Annotated in this window: 20 protein-coding genes; 12 read left to right on the top strand and 8 right to left on the bottom strand. The window is 71.1% G+C overall.

Annotated elements, in window-relative coordinates:
• Positions 1 to 7: 7 nt before the first annotated feature.
• Genes sucB through H4W81_RS21900 form a run of 3 tightly spaced genes read right to left on the bottom strand, consistent with a single transcriptional unit; the run spans position 8 to position 4,377 of the window.
• The gene (gene sucB / locus H4W81_RS21910) at positions 8 to 1,495 is read right to left on the bottom strand and encodes a 2-oxoglutarate dehydrogenase, E2 component, dihydrolipoamide succinyltransferase (protein WP_192776535.1); all 1,488 of its coding nucleotides are present in this window, start codon (positions 1,493 to 1,495) and stop codon (positions 8 to 10) included.
• Positions 1,496 to 1,516: 21 nt separating this feature from the next.
• Positions 1,517 to 2,881 (bottom strand): dihydrolipoyl dehydrogenase, encoded by a 1,365-nt coding sequence (lpdA, locus tag H4W81_RS21905; protein WP_192776534.1) that lies wholly within the window; start codon positions 2,879 to 2,881, stop codon positions 1,517 to 1,519.
• Between the two features lie 38 nt (positions 2,882 to 2,919).
• Complete coding sequence (locus H4W81_RS21900) at positions 2,920 to 4,377, bottom strand: leucyl aminopeptidase (RefSeq protein ID WP_192776533.1); 1,458 nt, start codon at positions 4,375 to 4,377, stop codon at positions 2,920 to 2,922.
• A gap of 96 nt (positions 4,378 to 4,473) precedes the next feature.
• Between H4W81_RS21900 and H4W81_RS21895 the strand changes: the two genes are divergently transcribed.
• The 3 genes from H4W81_RS21895 (at position 4,474) to H4W81_RS21885 (ending at position 6,750) form a co-directional block, all read left to right on the top strand.
• Entirely contained in the window at positions 4,474 to 4,821 is a 348-nt protein-coding gene (locus H4W81_RS21895) for a GntR family transcriptional regulator (protein WP_192776532.1), read from the top strand.
• Positions 4,818 to 5,786 carry an SdpI family protein gene (locus tag H4W81_RS21890; RefSeq protein WP_192776531.1) on the top strand — a complete coding sequence of 323 codons (969 nt, stop codon included), beginning with the start codon at positions 4,818 to 4,820 and terminating at the stop codon, positions 5,784 to 5,786. The genes H4W81_RS21895 and H4W81_RS21890 overlap by 4 nt, the downstream gene beginning before the upstream one ends.
• Positions 5,787 to 5,871: 85 nt before the next feature.
• Positions 5,872 to 6,750, top strand: a complete 879-nt coding sequence (locus H4W81_RS21885) for a CPBP family intramembrane glutamic endopeptidase (RefSeq protein ID WP_318781873.1) — start codon at positions 5,872 to 5,874, stop codon at positions 6,748 to 6,750.
• 116 nt (positions 6,751 to 6,866) lie between these two features.
• Here H4W81_RS21885 and H4W81_RS21880 read toward each other — a convergent pair whose 3' ends face one another.
• Positions 6,867 to 7,604, bottom strand: a complete 738-nt coding sequence (locus H4W81_RS21880) for an adenosylcobinamide-GDP ribazoletransferase (protein ID WP_192776530.1) — start codon at positions 7,602 to 7,604, stop codon at positions 6,867 to 6,869.
• Between the two features lie 156 nt (positions 7,605 to 7,760).
• Here H4W81_RS21880 and H4W81_RS21875 point away from each other — a divergent pair, with 156 nt between their 5' ends.
• The 3 genes from H4W81_RS21875 (at position 7,761) to H4W81_RS21865 (ending at position 9,537) form a co-directional block, all read left to right on the top strand.
• The gene (locus H4W81_RS21875; protein WP_192776529.1) at positions 7,761 to 8,567 is read left to right on the top strand and encodes an ABC transporter ATP-binding protein; all 807 of its coding nucleotides are present in this window, start codon (positions 7,761 to 7,763) and stop codon (positions 8,565 to 8,567) included.
• Between the two features lie 266 nt (positions 8,568 to 8,833).
• On the top strand, positions 8,834 to 9,145 hold the full coding sequence (locus tag H4W81_RS21870) for a hypothetical protein (RefSeq protein WP_192776528.1): 312 nt from the start codon (positions 8,834 to 8,836) through the stop codon (positions 9,143 to 9,145).
• Between the two features lie 62 nt (positions 9,146 to 9,207).
• Entirely contained in the window at positions 9,208 to 9,537 is a 330-nt protein-coding gene (locus H4W81_RS21865; protein WP_318781872.1) for a type II toxin-antitoxin system VapC family toxin, read from the top strand.
• A gap of 75 nt (positions 9,538 to 9,612) precedes the next feature.
• Here the strand turns inward: H4W81_RS21865 and H4W81_RS47435 are convergent, their stop codons facing one another.
• Together H4W81_RS47435 and H4W81_RS21855 are read right to left on the bottom strand one after the other, a co-directional pair.
• Positions 9,613 to 10,347 carry a bifunctional adenosylcobinamide kinase/adenosylcobinamide-phosphate guanylyltransferase gene (locus H4W81_RS47435; protein WP_318781871.1) on the bottom strand — a complete coding sequence of 245 codons (735 nt, stop codon included), beginning with the start codon at positions 10,345 to 10,347 and terminating at the stop codon, positions 9,613 to 9,615.
• A 534-nt stretch (positions 10,348 to 10,881) separates the two neighbouring features.
• Positions 10,882 to 11,520, bottom strand: a complete 639-nt coding sequence (locus H4W81_RS21855; protein WP_192776525.1) for an SCO2322 family protein — start codon at positions 11,518 to 11,520, stop codon at positions 10,882 to 10,884.
• A gap of 93 nt (positions 11,521 to 11,613) precedes the next feature.
• On the opposite strand from H4W81_RS21855, the gene H4W81_RS21850 reads away from it, so the two are divergent.
• On the top strand, positions 11,614 to 11,820 hold the full coding sequence (locus tag H4W81_RS21850) for a hypothetical protein (protein ID WP_192776524.1): 207 nt from the start codon (positions 11,614 to 11,616) through the stop codon (positions 11,818 to 11,820).
• Positions 11,821 to 11,870: 50 nt separating this feature from the next.
• Here H4W81_RS21850 and H4W81_RS21845 read toward each other — a convergent pair whose 3' ends face one another.
• On the bottom strand, positions 11,871 to 12,869 hold the full coding sequence (locus tag H4W81_RS21845) for an aldo/keto reductase family protein (protein WP_192776523.1): 999 nt from the start codon (positions 12,867 to 12,869) through the stop codon (positions 11,871 to 11,873).
• Between the two features lie 37 nt (positions 12,870 to 12,906).
• On the opposite strand from H4W81_RS21845, the gene H4W81_RS21840 reads away from it, so the two are divergent.
• On the top strand, positions 12,907 to 13,962 hold the full coding sequence (locus H4W81_RS21840) for an SMI1/KNR4 family protein (protein WP_192776522.1): 1,056 nt from the start codon (positions 12,907 to 12,909) through the stop codon (positions 13,960 to 13,962).
• 10 nt (positions 13,963 to 13,972) lie between these two features.
• Positions 13,973 to 14,932 (top strand): SMI1/KNR4 family protein, encoded by a 960-nt coding sequence (locus tag H4W81_RS21835; RefSeq protein ID WP_192776521.1) that lies wholly within the window; start codon positions 13,973 to 13,975, stop codon positions 14,930 to 14,932.
• Between the two features lie 59 nt (positions 14,933 to 14,991).
• Here the strand turns inward: H4W81_RS21835 and H4W81_RS21830 are convergent, their stop codons facing one another.
• The gene (locus H4W81_RS21830) at positions 14,992 to 15,576 is read right to left on the bottom strand and encodes a DUF3043 domain-containing protein (RefSeq protein WP_318782511.1); all 585 of its coding nucleotides are present in this window, start codon (positions 15,574 to 15,576) and stop codon (positions 14,992 to 14,994) included.
• 152 nt (positions 15,577 to 15,728) lie between these two features.
• On the opposite strand from H4W81_RS21830, the gene H4W81_RS21825 reads away from it, so the two are divergent.
• From H4W81_RS21825 to htpX, 3 genes are read left to right on the top strand one after another with little or no spacing between them, the layout of a single operon-like run.
• Positions 15,729 to 16,523, top strand: a complete 795-nt coding sequence (locus tag H4W81_RS21825) for a PspA/IM30 family protein (RefSeq protein WP_192776520.1) — start codon at positions 15,729 to 15,731, stop codon at positions 16,521 to 16,523.
• The gene (pspAA, locus tag H4W81_RS21820; protein WP_192776519.1) at positions 16,520 to 16,798 is read left to right on the top strand and encodes a PspA-associated protein PspAA; all 279 of its coding nucleotides are present in this window, start codon (positions 16,520 to 16,522) and stop codon (positions 16,796 to 16,798) included. The genes H4W81_RS21825 and pspAA overlap by 4 nt, the downstream gene beginning before the upstream one ends.
• Before the next feature lie 3 nt (positions 16,799 to 16,801).
• Positions 16,802 to 17,698, top strand: coding sequence for a zinc metalloprotease HtpX (gene htpX, locus H4W81_RS21815; protein ID WP_192776518.1), 897 nt, complete (start codon positions 16,802 to 16,804; stop codon positions 17,696 to 17,698).
• The last annotated feature ends 1 nt before the right edge of the window (position 17,699 follow it).

Here is a 17,699-nt window from a genome sequence, read left to right as displayed (position 1 = left end):
TCGGGTGTTACGCCAGGCCCAGCTGGGCCTCGAAGCGGCCCTCCTCCAGGCGGCGCTTGATCGTGGTGAGGAAGCGGGCCGCGTCGGCGCCGTCGACCAGGCGGTGGTCGTAGGTCAGCGCCAGGTAGACCATCGAGCGGACCGCGATGACCTCGCCCTCGGGCGTGTCGAGCACGACGGGACGCTTGACGACCGCGCCGGTGCCGAGCATGCCGACCTGCGGCTGGTTCAGGATCGGCGTGTCGAACAGCGCGCCGCGGCTGCCGGTGTTGGTCAGCGTGAACGTGCCGCCGGTGAGCTCGTCGGGCGTCACCTTGTTGTCGCGGGTGCGCTGGGCCACGTCGGTGATCTTCCGGGCGAGACCGGCCAGATTGAGGTCGCCCGCGCCCTTGACGACCGCCGCGAGCAGGCCGCGGTCGGTGTCGACGGCGACGCCGAGGTTCTCGACGTCGAAGTAGGTGACCTCGTTGGTCTCGTTGTTGATCGTGGCGTTCAGCTTCGGGTGCTGCTTGAGCGCCTCGACGGCGGCCATCGCGAAGAACGGCGTGAAGGTCAGCTTGACGCCCTCACGACGGAAGAACTCGTCCTTGGCGCGGTTGCGCAGCTGGGCGATCTTCGTGACGTCCACCTCGACGACCGAGGTGAGCTGGGCCGCGGTCTGCAGGGACTCGACCATGCGCTTGGCGATGGTCTGGCGCAGACGCGTCATCTTCTCGGTACGGCCGCGCAGCGTGGTGTCGACCTGGACCGCCTCGGGAGCGGCGGCCGCCGGAGCCGGAGCGGCCGCGGCCGCGGGGGCGGCGGGCGCCTGGGCGGCGGGAGCGGCGGGGGCGGCGGGCGCGGCGGGCGCGGGCGCGGCCTGCTCACGCTGTGCCTTGGCGGCCTCGAGCACGTCCTGCTTGCGGATGCGGCCACCGACGCCGGTGCCGTTCAGCGAGTCGAGGTCGACGCCGTGCTCGTTGGCGAGCTTGCGCACCAGCGGCGTGACGTAGGGGCTCTCACCGGCCGAAGGCAGCGGGCTCGGCGCCTGGGCGGGCGCCTGGGCCTGCACGGGCTCGGGAGCCGGCGCGGGAGCCTGGGGAGCCTGGGCCTGCACGGGCTCGGGAGCCGGAGCAGGAGCCGGCGCGGCCTGCGGGGCGGCGGGCGCGGGCTGCGGGATCGAGGAGACCGGCGCGGGAGCGGGCTCGGGCTCGGGCTCCGGCTCGGGCTCGGGCTCGGGGGCGGCCTCGGGAGCCGCGGCGGGGGCGCCCTCGGTGCCGTGCTCGTCGATGATCGCAAGCTCGGCGCCGACCTCGACGGTTTCGTCCTCGGCGACGACAATCTTGGTCAGGACACCCGCCGACGGCGACGGGATCTCGGTGTCGACCTTGTCGGTCGACACTTCGAGGAGCGGCTCGTCGGCCTCGACGCGCTCGCCCTCCTTCTTCAGCCAACGGGTTACCGTGCCCTCGGTCACGCTCTCGCCGAGCTGGGGCATCTGTACGGAGACCGGCATGGGTATGTCTTCCTCGAGTTCTTAGTTGTGGACGTGCAGGGGCTTGCCGGCCAGCGCCAGCATGGCCTCGCCCATGGCTTCGGACTGGGTCGGGTGAGCGTGGATCAGCTGGGCGACCTCCGCGGGGAGGGCCTCCCAGTTGTAGATCAGCTGGCCCTCGGTGACGAGCTCGCCGATGCGGCGGCCGACCATGTGGACGCCGACGACGGGGCCGTCCTTCTGGGCGAGGACCTTGACGGCCCCCGAGGTGCCGAGAATCTGGCTCTTGGGGTTGCCGGCCAGGTCGTAGACCTGCTCGACGATCTCGATGCCCCGCTCGGCCGCCTGCTTGGAGGTGATGCCCACCGAGGCGACCTCAGGGTCGGAGTAGGTGATGCGCGGCACGCCGTCGTAGTCGATCGGCGGCGGGTTGAGGCCCGCGATGTGCTCGGCCACCATGATGCCCTCGGCGAAGCCGGCGTGCGCCAGCTGCAGGGTCGGGATCAGGTCGCCGATGGCGTAGACGCCCGGCACGCTGGTGCGGCAGTGTTCGTCGACGACCACGGCGCCGCGCTCGATCGTGACGCCCTGCTCCTCGAAGCCGATGCCCGCGCTGACCGCGCCGCGGCCCACGGCCACCAGCAGCAGCTCGGCGTCGAGGGTCTTGCCGTTGGCCAGAGTGACGACCACGCCGGTGTCGGTGGTCTTGACGCTGTCGAAGAAGACGCCCAGCTCGTACTTGATGCCCCTGCGGCGGAAGGCCCGCTCCAGCAGCTTGGAGCTCGACTCCTCCTCCAGCGGGAGCAGGTGGGGCAGCGCCTCGACGATCGTGACCTCGGCCCCGAAGGAGCGGTAGACGCTGGCCAGCTCCACGCCGATGACGCCGCCGCCCAGCACGATGACGGAGGTGGGGACGCGGTCCATCTTCAGCGTGTGCTCGCTGGTGATGACGCGCTCGCCGTCGATCTCCAGGCCGGGCAGCGACTTGGGCGCGCTGCCGGTGGCCAGGACGATGCTGCCGCCCTCGTAGACCTCCGCGCCCACCTGGACGCGGTTGGGGCCGACGAGCTTGCCCTCGCCCTCGACGATCGTGACGCCCGCCGACTTCAGCAGGCCCTGAACGCCCTTCCAGGCCCGGGTGACGATCTTGTCCTTGAAGGCGTGGACGCCGGGCACGTCGATGCCGTCGAAGCGGGCCTTGACGCCGTAGGCCTCGCTCTCGCGGGTCTCGTCGGCGATCTCTGCCGAGTGCAGCAGGGCCTTGGTGGGGATGCAACCCCGGTGGAGGCAGGTGCCGCCGATCTTGTCCTTCTCGATCAGCGCGACCGTCTTGCCCAGCTCTGCCGCCCGCAGGGCGCAGGCGTAGCCACCGCTACCGCCACCTAGGACGACGATGTCGTAGGCCACAGGAAAGCTCCTTGTCGGATGGTGATGCCGTCATCTTTTCACTTGTTAAGGCCCGTTGCGGCCCTCTCGGCCAGTCCGATGAGGGTGCGGGTGATGGCGCCGGTGCCGCCCTTCGGGGTGTAGCCGTGCGGCTCGCCCTTGTTGAAGGCGGGGCCCGCCATGTCGATGTGCGCCCAGCGCCTGCCCTCGGGCACGAACTCCTTCAGGAAGATGCCGGCGGCCAGCATGCTGCCCCAGCGCTCGGGCTGGAGGTTGGCGATGTCGGCGATGGGGGAGTCGAGGCCCTTGCGCAGCTCCTCGGGCAGCGGCATGCCCCACGCGCCCTCGCCCACGGCGTTGGCGACCTCGACGACGTGCTCGCGGACCGCGTCGTCGTTGGACATGACGCCGGCCGTACGCCAGCCGAGGGCGACGATCTGCGCGCCGGTCAGGGTGGCGACGTCGACGATCAGGTCGGGGTCGTCCTCCGCGGCGCGGGCGATGCCGTCCATGAGGACCAGGCGGCCCTCGGCGTCGGTGTCGAGCACCTCGACGGTCTTGCCGCTGTAACTGGTCAGCACGTCGGAGGGGCGGGTCGCGGTGCCGCTCGGCAGGTTCTCGGCCAGGCAGAGGTAGCCGACGGCGTTCACCTTGAGGCCGAGGCGGGCGATGCCGACGAGGGCGCCGAAGACCGCGCCCGCGCCGCCCATGTCGGACTTCATCCAGTCCATCGCGGCGGACGGCTTGAGCGAGAGGCCACCCGAGTCGAAGGTGATGCCCTTGCCGACGAAGGCCAGCGTCTTGGCCGCCTCGGGGTGGGTGTAGGCCAGGCGGACCAGCCGCGGCGGGTTGGCCGAGCCCTGGCCGACGCCGATGATGCCGCCGTAGCCGCCCTCCTTGAGCTGCTTCTCGTCGAGCACCTCGACGCTCAGGCCGGCCTTGCCGCCCTCCTGCTCGGCGATCTCGGCGAACTTGGCCGGCCACAGGTCGGAGGGCGGGGTGTTGACCAGGTCGCGGACCAGCGAGACGGAGTCGGCGATGATCGAGACGCGCTCGGCGGAACCGCCGGCCGAGGTCAGCACCTCGATCTCGGCGACGGGGGCCTTCTGCTCGCCGTTGGTGCGGTACTTGTCGAAGCCGTAGGCGCCGAGCAGGCCGCCCAGCGCGACCGCCTCGGCCTCCTCCGCCGAGGACGCGGGGAGCGCGAGCGCGGCGCGGGCGGTGCCGGCGAGCGAGCGGACGGCCGCGCCGGCGGCGCGGCGCAGCCCCTCCTGGTCGGCGGACTCACCGAGACCGACGGCGACCAGCAGCGGCGCGGTGATGGCGCCGAACGTGGGGATCTTGGCCAGTTCACCGGCCTTGCCGGTGAAGGCGACAGTGGCGAGCGCGGCGCCGAAGGCACCGTCGACCGCCTCGATCGAGGAGCGCGGGCCCTGTGGGCCGGACAGGAATCCGACGACCAGGGCGTCGGTGTCGAACGAGACGGGATCTGCTGAGTTCAGCCGCACAGTGGTCACGTAGACCGATGCTATCCACGGTTGGCGGCTTATTCATAAACAGGGGTTCATCCTACCAATACCGCCCATCAAAATGGTGCTACTGTTGATAGCACCATGTTGCTCACCCTTGATCTCAACGACCCTCGCCCCCTGCACGAGCAGGTGGCGGGGGCGATCAGGCGCGCCATCGGCGACGGCTCCTACATGGCTGGGGATCGCCTCCCTCCGGCCAGGGACCTCGCCGACGCGCTCGGCATCAACGCCAACACCGTCCTTCGCGCCCTTCGCGACCTGCGCGACGAGGGCCTCCTGGAGTTCAGGAGAGGCAGAGGGGTGAGTGTGGCGGGTGGATCGACCGGTCGCGCCCTGATCGTCCAGCGGGCGCGCGACCTGCTCGAGGAGGCGAAGAAGTACGGCTACAGCCGCGACGACCTCATCGACGTATTGAAGGAGCTGCCATGAACAGGGCCTTGACCGCAGCAGGGATGTGGGGGCTGCTCGTCACCACGGTTCTCGTGGGCGTCCCCCTCGCCCTCCGTGACAGACTTCCCGACCCGCTCGCGACGCACTGGAGCGACGCGGGGCCCGACAACTCCCTCTCCTTCACCCAGAACCTGTTGTTCACCGTGGCCATGGCGCTCGTGGCGCTGGCGGTCATGGTGGGCGTCGTCCTGCACGGCAGGGCCTTCGAGCGCAGACTGAGCCGTGCCTACTGGTGGGGCTTCCTGTTCGGCTGGGGCCTGTTCGTGATCGGCATGGAGCTGTCGATCCTCCAGGCCAACCTCGACGTCGCCGACTGGACCCTGGCCAGGCCCGCCGGCTGGGGCGTCGCCGCCACCATGGCGGTGGCGGCCGCCGCCGGCGTCCTGGCGGGCTTCCTGTTCAGGGGCGCGCCCGACCAGGAGCGGCCGCGGAACGAGGCCGCTCCCCGCCTGCGGCTCAGGGCGGGACAGCGCTCCGTGTGGGTCAGCAGGGTCACCAACGTCTGGCTGGTCGCGCTCGCGGTGGGCGCGGGCGTCCTGACGCTCGCACTGGGCGTGTTCACGCTGATGGGGCTGATGGAGGGCCCCGCCTCCGCCTTGCTCGGCGGTTCGGCGCTCGTCCTGGTGGCCGGGCTGGCCACCTCCTCCGCCACCGTGCGGATCACCGAGGACGGCGTCGCGATCGGCTTCGGCCCCCTCGGCTGGCCGGTGCGCAGGATCAGGCTCTCGAAGATCGAGAGCGCCTGGTCCGAGGTGCGCCACCCGAGCCAGGTCGGCGGCTGGGGGCTGCGCGGCGTGCCCGGCAGCGCGGCGATCATGCTGCGCGGCGGCGACTGCCTGGTGCTGCGCTACCGCTCCGGCGGGCAGCTCCTCGTCAGCGTCGACGACGCCGCGCGCGGCGCCGCCCTGCTCAACGCCCTCCTCGAGGAGCGCGTCGGCCGATGACCAACCGCCACGAGCCCTTCCTGCCCGCCGACCCGCACCCCTCCAGCAGCAGACGTCCCTCCGTTCCTCCTGCCTGGAGCCGCTCGTGATCCCTCTCTTCCTGCTCGTCGCGTACGGCCTGGCCTGGCTGTTCGCGCTTCCCCTCTGGCTCGGCGACGGACTGGCCGACCCCCTCTTCGGTCCCCTTGTCGGCCTGATGATGTTCACCCCCACGCTCGGCGTGCTGGCCGTCTGGGCGGTCAGGCGCACGCCGTTCCGCGCCTGGGCCCGCGAGACGGGCCTGACCCTGGGCGCGCGCAGGGGCCGCACCGTCGCACTGTTCTTCGCGACCTGGGCGGCCGTCCCGCTGGTCGTGTACGGCACGCTCGCGCTGACCGCGGCCCTCGGGCTCGTCTCGCTCGACCTCGGCCGCCTGAGCCTGTTCACCACCACGATCCGCGCCACGGGCATGCCCCTGCCCGACGACCCGCACACCGCGCTGCTCGTCCAGGTGGTGGTCTCGACGCTGGTCCTGCCCGTCCTGAACCTCATCCCCATGCTCGGCGAGGAATGGGGCTGGCGCGGCTGGCTGCTGCCGAGGCTGGTGGCCGCGCGGGGGGTGTTCGGCGGGCTGGTGCTGTCCGGCGTGATCTGGGGTCTCTGGCACGCTCCGGCGACCGCGCTGGGCTACAACTACCCGGGCCTCGGCCCCTGGGCGGCGCTGCTCTTCGTCGGGTTCTGCGTGCCTGCCGGGATGCTGTTCGGCTGGCTGCGGCTGCGCACAGGCAGCGTCTGGCCCGCGGTGATCGGCCACGCGGTGCTCAACCCTGCCGCGTCGCTGGCGCTCCTGCTCGGCGACGCGGCCGCGCCGCCCGACACGGTGGTCGCGGGCATCACGGGACTCGTCGGCTGGGCGGTGCTGGCCGTCCTCGCCGTTGTGGTCTTCAAGCTCGCCCCTGTACGGCAGGAGCAACCGGTCAGCTGAACCGGGTCACCTCTCATCGGGTGGGGTGGATCCACTCGGGTGGATTGGATCCCCTCGGGCGGGTTGGCCCGTCGGGTCGGCGGAGTACCGCCGGCCCGCTGGGGCGGCGCCGGCGGTCAGCTCAGCAGCGCGCACGCCACGAGCACGGCGGCTGTCGCGGTCTCGACGAGCGCTCCCAGCACGTCGCCGGTGATTCCGCCGAGCCTGCGCCGTGCATGGTGGAGCAGCGCCAGCGCCGCCCCCAGCCCGGCCAGGACGGCGAGCGGAAGCACCACCCGCGACAGCAGCACGCCCGCCAGCGCCGCGACGGCGACCACGGCGAGGGTGACGAGGAGCGCGGTGCGGCGCCGTACGGTGCCCGCCACCATGTCGCCGAGCCCGCCGGGCCTGGCGGAGGGTACGCCCACGGCGCACGCCCAGGTGAGCGCCAGCCGTCCGGTCACGCACGCCGCCAGGAGCGCCACGGGGCCCGCCTCCGCCAGGGCCGCGGCCTGGGCGAGCAACGTGAGAACCAGCGTGACGACCCCGAACGGCCCAATATCCGACTTTTTCATGATGTCGAGCGCCTGAGCGGCGGGCTTCCCGCTGCCCAGGCCGTCCGCGAGGTCCGCCAGGCCGTCCAGATGCAGCGCCCTGGTCAGCACCGTGAGCAACCCGAGCGCCAGCGCCGCTTCGAGCAGTCCGGAGCCGGACACCAGCAGCGGCAGGCAGCTCACCGACCCGAGCGCGAGCCCGACCGCCGGCGCGAGCACCATCGCCTGGCCGGCCACCTCGCGGTCGACCCGATCCACCCGGACGGGGAACACGCTCAGCGTCCCCACCGAGAACCGAAGCCCCGCCCCCCACCCAGCCATGACCGCCGATCCTACGACCCCCACCAGCCCCCACCATCCCTCCGCGCCCTCATCCGCAGGCCCGCACCCCGTGCCTATGCATCCGCCGGGCTCTCGAGCGCGGGCATCCCGAACCCCCGGGCCTGTTGGGGAGTCGGTGGTCGTTAGGGTGGCCGGATGCATGCCGTGGAACTCGAAGGTGTCAGTGTCAAGGTGGTCGGCAGGACGCTGCTGGCGGGGATCGACTGGCGGGTGGCCTACGGGCAGCACTGGGTGATCCTCGGTCCCAACGGGGCGGGAAAGACCACGCTGCTGTCGCTGGCGGCGGCGGTACGGCACCCGACCGAGGGCGCGGCCACCGTCCTGGGTCGCCGGCTGGGCCGGGTGGACCTCAGGGAGCTGCGCAGGGACATCGGCCTGGTGGCCGCCAGCCAGCGCCTCGTGGACGAGAGCCTTCTGGAGGAGGAGGGCGCGACCGCGCACACGGTGGTCCTCACCGGGCACACCGGCACCAGCGCCCCGCTCTGGGACCGCTACGGCCAGGCCGAGCACGACAGGGCGCACGCCCTGCTCGCCGACATGGGGTGCAAGGATCTCGCCGACCGGCTGTTCAGGGTGTGCTCGCAGGGGGAGCGGGCCAGGATCAGGGTGGCCAGGGCGCTCATGGCCGACCCCGCGATCCTGCTGCTCGACGAGCCTTTCGCCGGTCTCGACCTCCCCGCGCGCGAGGACCTCGTCACCGCCATCGAGGACCTTGCCGGACGCGACGGGCTGACCACGGTGACGGTGACGCACCACCTGGAGGAGGTGCCCTCCACGGCCACGCACGCGCTGCTCGTGCGCGACACCCGCATCCTGGCGGCGGGGCCTGTGGAGGAGACGCTGACCGAGGCGGCGCTGTCGGAGTGCTTCGGCCGCGAGCTGCGCGTCGACCGCCTGGACGGCCGCTGGTCGGCCCGCGCCGTCCGCACCCCCCGCCCCTGAAACGCCCGCTTCCGGAGAGGCCCCGCGTTGGGTGCTTCCTGTAGCGCGCTGCCTCCGAGGCACGCCACCTCAGGCCCACTCTGAGGAGCCCCGGCATCCTGAGAGGCGTCACCCAGGTGGGGCACCAACGTCTAGCCAGGTGACCCAGCGGAGTGGGGCTCCTGCCAGACGGGTCTGATCCCAACGGAGGAGTGGGGTTCGACCACTCGATCTATACGAAGGCGAACTTCCCCACAGTTTACTACTTCGAGTAGTAAACTGGTCGCATGAGTGTGCCTGAGCGGGAGTTCGCCCCGGGGGATGGCCCGGCGGTCAAGGTCAGTGTCTCCTTGCGCGAGGGGACCATCCGGGTGGTCCGGCAACGCGTCGGAGCGCGCGGGATTTCCGCCTATGTCGATGCCGCAGTTGAACGTCAGATCGAGCGGGATCTCCTCGAGGAGGCGCTTCAGGCGAACGAGGCCGCCTCCGGGCCGATCCCGCAGGCATTGCGCGATGAGGCGGCGGAGCTGTTTCGCAGCGCGAAAGTCGCACCTGAACTTCAGGAAGAGGGCGGATGGCGCGCGCACGAAGCAAGTTGAGCGCGGGCACCGTAGTCCTCGACTGCGAGGGTCTCATGAGATGGTGCGAGGCCGATCAGAGAGTGACCGCGATCGTACGCGAGGCCCAGGACAACGACTTCCGGGTAGTGGTCAGCGCGATGACGCCGATCGAGGCTCAGGATGTCCGGGTGAAGAGTGATCGCCTCAGATGGCATCTGTCTCGGCTGAAGGTCGAGCCGGTGACCGAGGACGTCTGTCTGCAGGCGGTCGCGCTCCTCCGCGACGCCCGGTTGCATGGCCACAAGTACGCCATCGACGCCGTGGTGGCCGCCACCGCCCTGCGCGCGGTCAGACCAGTGATCGTCCTCACCTCTGATGAGGACGACATGTACAAGCTCTGCGGAAAGACCGTCAAGGTCGTCGGAGTCTGAGGCTCACGGATCTCCTGGCGATGAGCGATGGTAAGGGCGGGTGTCTCCGGTCTGGCCGGGTCCTCGCGGGTGCGTCTACAAAGGCAGGAGGCGGCCCACCACGACGAGGGCGACGTTCTCGGACTCGGCCGCCACTCGCTGGTTGAGGCGGCCGAGCAGGTCGCGGAAGGCGCGTCCGCTCGAGGTGGAGGGGACGACGCCGAGTCCGACCTCGTCCGACACCGCGACGACGCGCTGCCTGGTCGAGCGCCACGCCTCGACGAGCTCGTCGCAGTGCCGTACGACCTCGTCTCGGCGGGAGGGCTCCTCCCACGCGCCGGCCTCGTCGAACATGGCCGCCAGCCACGTGCCGAGTCCGTCGACCAGCAGCGGCGTCGTGGCCCGCGTGATCGCCTCGGCCAGCCCGGTGGTCTCCTCTACTGCCCAGTGCGCGGGACGCCTCGCGCGGTGGGCGGCGACGCGTGCGGCCCACTCGGGGTCGCCGTGGCCCGAGGGACCCGTGGCGACGTAGGTGACGTGGGGTTCGGCGGCCAGCCGGAGCTCGGCCTCGGCCGACTTGCCCGACCGCGAGCCGCCGAGCAGCAACGTGCGCCGCGCGGGGGCGGGCGTGGGCTCGGGGGTCACGGCGGTGTCCAGGACGGTGCCGTCAGGTACGGCCCGCGCCCCCCACAGGGCCAGCCGCCTGTCCAGTTCCTCGGGCCGCACGCGGTGGTCGAGGCCGACGGCGATCACATGGGTCGAAGAGGTGACGAGCCCGCGCCTGCGCAGGTCGCCGAGGACGAATGGGTCGCCCATCAGATCGACCAGCACAAGGTCGCACCCGACGTCCCGCGAGAGATCGCCGCCCTGGGCGGGAGGTCCCTGGGTGGGAGAGCCCGGGGCGGGAGGTCCCTGGGTGGAAGATCCCGGGCTGGGAGGTCCCGGGCTGGGAGGGCCGTGGGTGGGCGACACCTGGGCGGGCGATCCAGAAGGGGCGGGCGGCCCGGAGATATCAGCGGATGGCGCGGAGAGATGAGCGGGTGGCGCCGAGAGCCCCGCGGGAGATGCCGAGGGGGAGGGCGGCGAGGGTGTAGGTGTCGAGGGGGAAAGCGGTGACGGGGAAGGTGGCGCGGGAGAGAGGGGCGGGTGGAGGAGGAGGCGGGAGCCGTCCGGGGTGACGATGACGGGGCCGTCGAGGTGGTAGCCGGCCGGGAGCGCTTCACCCGGCAGCCTGAGCACCCCGTCGACCACCACCTCCAGCGGCGACCGTGATCCGGGTGGGAGCGCCGCGCACGAGACGCACGAGCAGCCCGGCGCGGGCCAGCCGTCGCGCCCCGCCGTACCGATGAACCTGACAAGCACGTCTTACAGCGTGGCACGCCTGCGGGAACGGCGCGCCACGAGGACCCCTCCGGCCAGGAGCGCGGCGGCGCCCGCGCCGCCCGCGAGCCACAGCACGGGAAGGCCGCCGTCGGCCGGGACCGAGGGCGGCGCGGCGACCTCGGAGCCGCCCTTCGCCCTGGCGGGGTAGTCGTTGACCGCGAGGACGGTGTCCGAGCCTTCCGCGCGCACCTGGGCGGCCAGGGCGAGCAGGTCCACGCCCGTGGCCCCCTCGGCGCCGCTGACGCACCTGGTGAGCGCGCCGGGCGGCTGCTCACCGGGGTAGGCGTCGGTCTCGGCGTCGCCGAAGTCGACCACGACGGCGACCCGCTGGTGTCCCGAGGCGGCGGGCTCCTTGCCGCAGATCCGGTCGAAGGCGGGCAGGTCACCGCCGGGAGACTCGGCCGCCGAACCGTCGGGCGTGGCCGCGAAGCGCCAGCCGATCACCGATCCGTCGCGGGCGGCCGTACCCGCCTGACCCGACAGCCAGGCGGTGCCGTCGCTCTGCCAGTAGCTCCACACGCGGACGGCGTTCGGATCGGGTCCCGCGGGCGCCGGATCGGCGAGGGCGGGGGTGGCGGCGAAAAGCGCCGCCGCCCAGGCGAGCCCGAATGCGCGCAGCATCGATCGACCTCCCATGCTCCAGGGGTGCTCCAGGGGTATGGTGCGGGGTGCCGATTAAAGCTCGGGCGATCCCGCGGAAAAGGAGCGTATGGCATGACATGGCGTTGGCGTTATGAAAACGCGAATGGTGGTGAGGTGACCGATCGGCCCTTGCCTCGTGAGGTTTTCCCGAGCCAGGCCGATGCTGAGTCGTGGCTCGGCGAGAACTACCGTGACCTGCTGGAATTGGGGGTCGAACAGGTCGCGCTGCTCGACGAGGACCGGGTTGAGTATTCGGGAATGTCGCTGCGGACCGAGTGAAAAGAAAAACCCCTTGGGAGCCAAGGGGTTTTTCTTTTCATGCGTAATCGCTATGGCCGGGTGGCCGGGCTGACCGTCTTGGCCGGGTCGCGCTCGACGATCGGGCCGAGCACGTCGTCGATCTTCGTGAGCACCTCGGCGTCGAGCTTGACGCCCGAGGCCTTGACGTTGTCGCGCACCTGCTCGGGCTTGGTGGCGCCGACGATCGCGCTGGCGACGTTCGGGTTCTGCAGCACCCAGGCGATCGCCAGCTGGGCCATGCTGAGCCCCAGGTCGGCGGCGATGGGCTTGAGGTTCTGGACGCGGGTCAGCACGTCGTCGTCCATGAACCTGTCGATCATCTTCGCGCCGGTCGCGTCGGTGGCGCGCGAGCCCGCGGGGACGGGCTGGCCGGGCAGGTACTTGCCGGTGAGCACGCCCTGCGCGATGGGCGACCAGACGATCTGGCTGACGCCCTCCTTCTCGCTCAGCGGCACGATCTCCGACTCGATGACGCGCCACAGGGCGGAGTACTGCGGCTGGTTCGAGACGATGCGGTCGAAGCCCATCTCGTCGGCGATCTTCAGCGCCTGGGCGATCTGCTCGGCGTTCCACTCGCTGACGCCGACGTAGAGGACCTTGCCCTGACGGACGAGGTCGTCGAAGGTCTTAAGGGTCTCCTCGAGCGGCGTCGCGTAGTCGAAGCGGTGCGCCTGGTAGAGGTCGACGTAGTCGGTCTGCAGGCGGCGCAGCGAGCCGTGGATCGATTCGGTGATGTGCTTGCGCGACAGGCCGCGGTCGTTGGGGCCGGGGCCCGTGGGCCAGTAGACCTTGGTGAAGATCTCGAGCGACTCGCGCCTGACGCCCTTCAGCGCCCTGCCCAGGACCTCCTCGGCCCTGGTGCCCGCGTAGACGTCCGCGGTGTCGAAAGTCGTGATCCCCTCGTCGAGGGCCGCCTTCACGCACTCCTTGGCGGCGTCCTCCTCGACCTGGGAGCCGTGGGTGATCCAGTTGCCGTAGCTGATCTCGCTGACGAGGAGACCGCTGCGGCCGAGGTGACGGAATTCCATGCACACGACTGTATCGGTTCGGGATAGTGTGCCCCGCGTGGTGAAGCTTGTACGGCTCGCGCTGACCGCCGCCATCCTGGCCGCCATCGCGGTACGGCTGCGCCGCCGCCACGCGGGCGTCACGCGGGAGGGCCAGGCCGAGGAAGCACCCGGACGGCGGCGCCGGCCACGCTGGATGATCGCGGGGGTGGCGCTGGGGGTTCTCGCGGCGGGCTCGCTCGCGCTGGACGCGTGGGTCTTCGGCAAGCCGCGGGAGCAGCCAGGGAGGTGGACGCCCGAGGTGACACCGGGGGTCATCGAGCCCTTCTCCTGCGCGGATCTGGACGGCAGCTGCAAGACCGCCATAGCGATCGCGAGGGAGTCGCTCCCTCCGTGCCCGGACGAGGACGGCGAGTGCTTCACGTCGGTCGTGAGAGAGAAGGAGCCGCACGCCGAAACGCGCGTGGAGCTTGAGACACCCTCTCGGGCCGAGCTTCTGTTCGAGGCCATCACCCCGGGCGACGTCTCGTGTCGCCCCGAGTGGAGCGCGCCCGCCGTACGGCCTGTCCGTCCCCGCGTGAAGCGCGCGGTCGAACGGCAGTGGCGGCGCATCGAGGGCTGGCTGGCCGTGAACGCGCCGAAGTCCCACGGGAAGCTCGGCCGCCCGGGGCGCGCGGGCACGATCGCCGTGGCCGAGTCGCAGATGGGCCTGCGCTTCCCCGACGACCTGCGGGCCTCTCTCCTCCGGCACGACGGCGGCTTCTCCCTGCCCGGCCGCGACGCCTCCACCATCCGCGAGATCAGGGACACCTGGCGCCACCTGTGCGAGGACGGCTACGACGACGGCGGCGATCCGCGAGACCAGTTGTGGGACGGCCAGATGATCCCCGTCGGCCCCGACGGCTCAGGCGACTACCTGGTGCTCGACTCCGAACGAGGCGACCTGGGCGAGACGCTGGAGGGCAGTCCGATGTACTTCACCGGCGAGCCGTGGGCACGGTCCTTCCACGCCCTGCTCAAGCACACCGCCGACGCGCTGGAGTCGGGAGGTGTCGTCGGCGGCCACCGGCCGACGGTGATCTCCGGTGAGCTGGTCTGGGAGTACGTCGGATAGGGTGCCGCGCGTGCTCAAGCTCCTGCGGATGGCGCTGACCGCCGCCGTCCTCGCCGCGATCGCGATCAGGATCGACAGAAGAACTCCTCACGACGAGGACGAGGTCCAGGAGCCGGTGCTGGGCCGCCCCACCCAGGAAGACCTTGAGCGCTACCGTCCCCGCGAGGAGAACAGGTTCCTCAGGGGACTGCTGGCCGGAGTGGCCGCGGGCGTGCTCGTCGGCGCCCTGGGCCTGGTCGTGGCCACGAACCTCACCGGCGAGCCCAGCGCCGCGGCCGAGTATGACCGGCTTGTCCCACAGTCGGAGGCGACTGTCGCGCTCGTGCCCGAGCCGACGCCCACCCCGGCGCCGACGCGTGACCCCGCCTGCTCCCCGCAGAAGCGCCGGGCGGTGATCCGCCCCCTCGACCCTGCGGTGAAGCGCGAGGTGGACGCGGAGTGGCTGCGCGTCGAGCGATGGCTCAAGAAGCACGCGCCCGTCACCCACGCCGCGCTGCGCGGCCCCGCGAGAGCGCGGACCATCGCGGTGGCCGAAGCACAGACGGGCCTGCGCTTCCCCGACGACCTGCGCGCCTCACTGCTGCGCCACGACGGCTCGATGGCCTTCGGACCGGGGGAGGCCTCGGGCCTCGGTGTCAGGGGGATTCGCGATACGTGGCGGTTTCTGTGTCACCACTTCCCCACCGTGGAGGACCCCGAACCGCGCCTGGAGTACTGGAACGGCCGCATGATCCCCTTCCTGCACTTCCCCGACAGGAACAGCGAGCATCAGGAGTACGCCCTGATCGACTCCCAGGAGGGCGACATCGGCTGGGACGACACGATCGGAGGGGTCGGCTTCGGCCGCGCGCCGTCCTATCTCGCCCTGCTGCGTGCCAACGCCGACGCGCTGCGCGACGGAGGTGAGGTCGACGGCTGGCGGCCCCGGGTGGTCCGCGGAGCTCTCCGCTGGGAGCGCGCCGACGGCTGATGCGCGACACGCGTACGGCCCGCGTCCATCGGGGACGCGGGCCGTACGGCGAGAAAGGGTCAGGCCTTCGGCGGCACGGGCTTGCCGCCGGGCAGGAACTGCGGCGGAGGGAAGCGGAGCCTGCGGATCTGCAGGGCCCGCATGGCCGCGTAGAAGCCGATGCCCTTGAGGTTCTCGCCGGGGAACTTCTCCGCGGCGAGCTTCTTCACCTTCCATGACACCCACACGGAGGTGGCGAGCACGCCGACCATCATGATCGGCCAGCCGATCGTGATGACTCCGAAGTAGACCCAGTTGCGGATCTCGGGCGGGAAGGGGATCCACGTCAGCAGCAGGATCACCAGGGAGAACGGCAGGAAGTACTGGCTGACCACGCGGCGCGAGTCGACCCAGTCGCGGGCGAACTTGCGCACGGGGCCCTTGTCGCGGGCGGGGAGGTAACGCTCCTCGCCGCGCATCATGCCCTGACGGGCCTTGTCCCTGTCGGCCGCCTGCCTGGCCCGCATCTGCTTGTAGGCGTCTTTGCGGTTGGCTGGAGCGGTCACAGGCTGGCGCCGACGCCCCTCGGCGTCACGGCGCTTCGGAGTGGGACGTCCTTTGCCCTGGGGCTTAGGATCGTCAGTGGGGACGGGGGAATCGTCCACTGAGGTCTGGGAACGGCGACGCAACACAGTGTCAACCCTACCTGGAGTGCAACTTAGTGACGCCCCCGTGCGTTATGCGTAGGGTAATCCCAAGGCGGCTGCGCTGCACTGGGTGACCACAGCACGACCTAAGAAGGGGACGGCCGACGCGCATGAGCGTGATGAAGAGACTTTCGATGATCTTCAAGTCCAAGGCCAACAAGGCCCTGGACAAAATGGAGGATCCGCGCGAGACCCTTGACTACTCCTACCAGCGGCAACTGGAGCTGCTGCAGAAGGTGCGCAGGGGTGTGGCGGACGTCGCCACGTCGCGCAAGCGGGTGGAGCTGCAGATCAACCAGATCGAGCAGCAGTCCTCCCGTCTCGAGGACCAGGGGCGCAAGGCGTTGTCGGTGGGTCGCGAGGACCTGGCGCGTGAGGCTCTGAGCCGCCGCTCCAGCCTGCAGACCCAGATCGCCGACCTGCGCGTCCAGCACGACAACCTGCAGGCCGAGGAGGAGAAGCTCACCACGGCCTCCCAGCGGCTCCAGGCCAAGGTCGACTCCTTCCGTCACAAGAAGGAGACCATCAAGGCCACCTACACCGCGGCCGAGGCGCAGACCCGCATCAACGAGGCGTTCTCCGGCATCTCCGAGGAGATGGGCGACGTCGGTCTCGCCATCCAGCGGGCCGAGGACAAGACGGCGCAGATGCAGGCCCGCGCGGGAGCCATCGACGAGCTGCTGGCCAGCGGCGCCCTCGACGACTTCAGCGGCAGCCGCAACGACGACATCCAGGCCGAGCTCGACCGCATGGGCGGCGGCAGGGACGTCGAGCTCGAGCTCGCGAGGATGAAGGCCGAGCTCGGTCAGGGCCCCGCGCCCCAGCCCTCCCTCGAGCAGGGGCAGCCGCAGGCCCAGCCGCAGTCGCAGACCCAGCAGCTGCGCCAGCCCGGGGAGCCCGCATGATCGTCAGAATCATGGGCGAGGGCCAGGTGCAGATCGCCGACGGCGACCTCGGCGTGCTCAACGAGCTCGACAGCGAGCTCGAGGCGGCCATCGAGGCCGACGACGAGCCCGAGTTCCGCGACAAGCTTCACGCTCTGCTCGACAAGGTGCGCCACGTCGGTAAGGCGCTGCCTGACGACAGCCTGGAGCCGTCTGAGCTGATCCTTCCCCCCGCGGACGCCTCGATCGAGGAGGTCCGGGAGATGCTGGGCGACTCGGGGCTCATCCCGGGTTAGCCCGTGAGCACCCGGTTCGCGTCCGACCGCGGCCTCACCAGCCGCATGGTCGTGACGATGTTCCTGCTCGGGCTGCTCTACGTCGTCTTCGTCGGCGCCCTCATCGCCTTGGGCGTGCGGGCGCTGAGCGTGCTGCTGATCGCCGGTGTCATGCTCCTGGCGCAGTACTTCCTGTCCGACCGCATCGCCCTGTTCGCGATGGGCGGGCGGGAGGTCTCGCCGCAGGAGGCGCCCGAGCTGCACGGCCTGATCGACAGGCTCTGCGCGATGGCCGACATGCCCAAGCCGAGGGTGGCCGTCGCCGACTCCGACCTGCCGAACGCCTTCGCCACCGGCCGTAACCAGAAGAAGGCCGTCGTCTGCGTGACGACCGGCATCCTGCGCCGCCTGGAGCCCGAGGAGCTCGAAGGCGTGCTGGCCCACGAACTGTCGCACGTGGCGCACCGCGACGTCGCGGTCATGACGATCGCCTCCTTCCTCGGCATCGTGGCGGGCCTCATGACGAGGTTCGCCCTCTACTCGGGGCTCGGCGGCCGCCGCGACAACCAGGGCGGGCTGCCCATCGGCCTGATCGTCATGCTGGTCTCGATACTGGTCTACGCCGTCAGCTTCCTGCTGACCCGGGCCCTGTCGCGGTACAGGGAACTGGCCGCCGACCGGGCGGGGGCGCTGCTGACGCAGCAGCCGTCCGCGCTGGCCAGCGCGCTGACCAAGGTGAGCGGCGAGATGGCCAGGATCCCGACGCGCGACCTGCGCGAGGCCGAGCCGTTCAACGCCTTCTACTTCGCTCCCGCGCTGAAGCAGGGAGAGACGCTGGCGACGCTGTTCTCAACGCACCCGCCGCTCCAGCGCAGGCTGGAGAACCTGGCGAAGATCTCCGCACAACTAGGGAGGGGCTGAG

This window comes from Nonomuraea africana (genome assembly GCF_014873535.1).
In the GTDB taxonomy this organism is placed as follows: Bacteria; Actinomycetota; Actinomycetes; order Streptosporangiales; family Streptosporangiaceae; genus Nonomuraea; species Nonomuraea africana.
The sequence above is the reverse complement of the archived record's forward strand: the minus strand, read 5'-3'. Positions and strand labels throughout refer to the sequence as shown.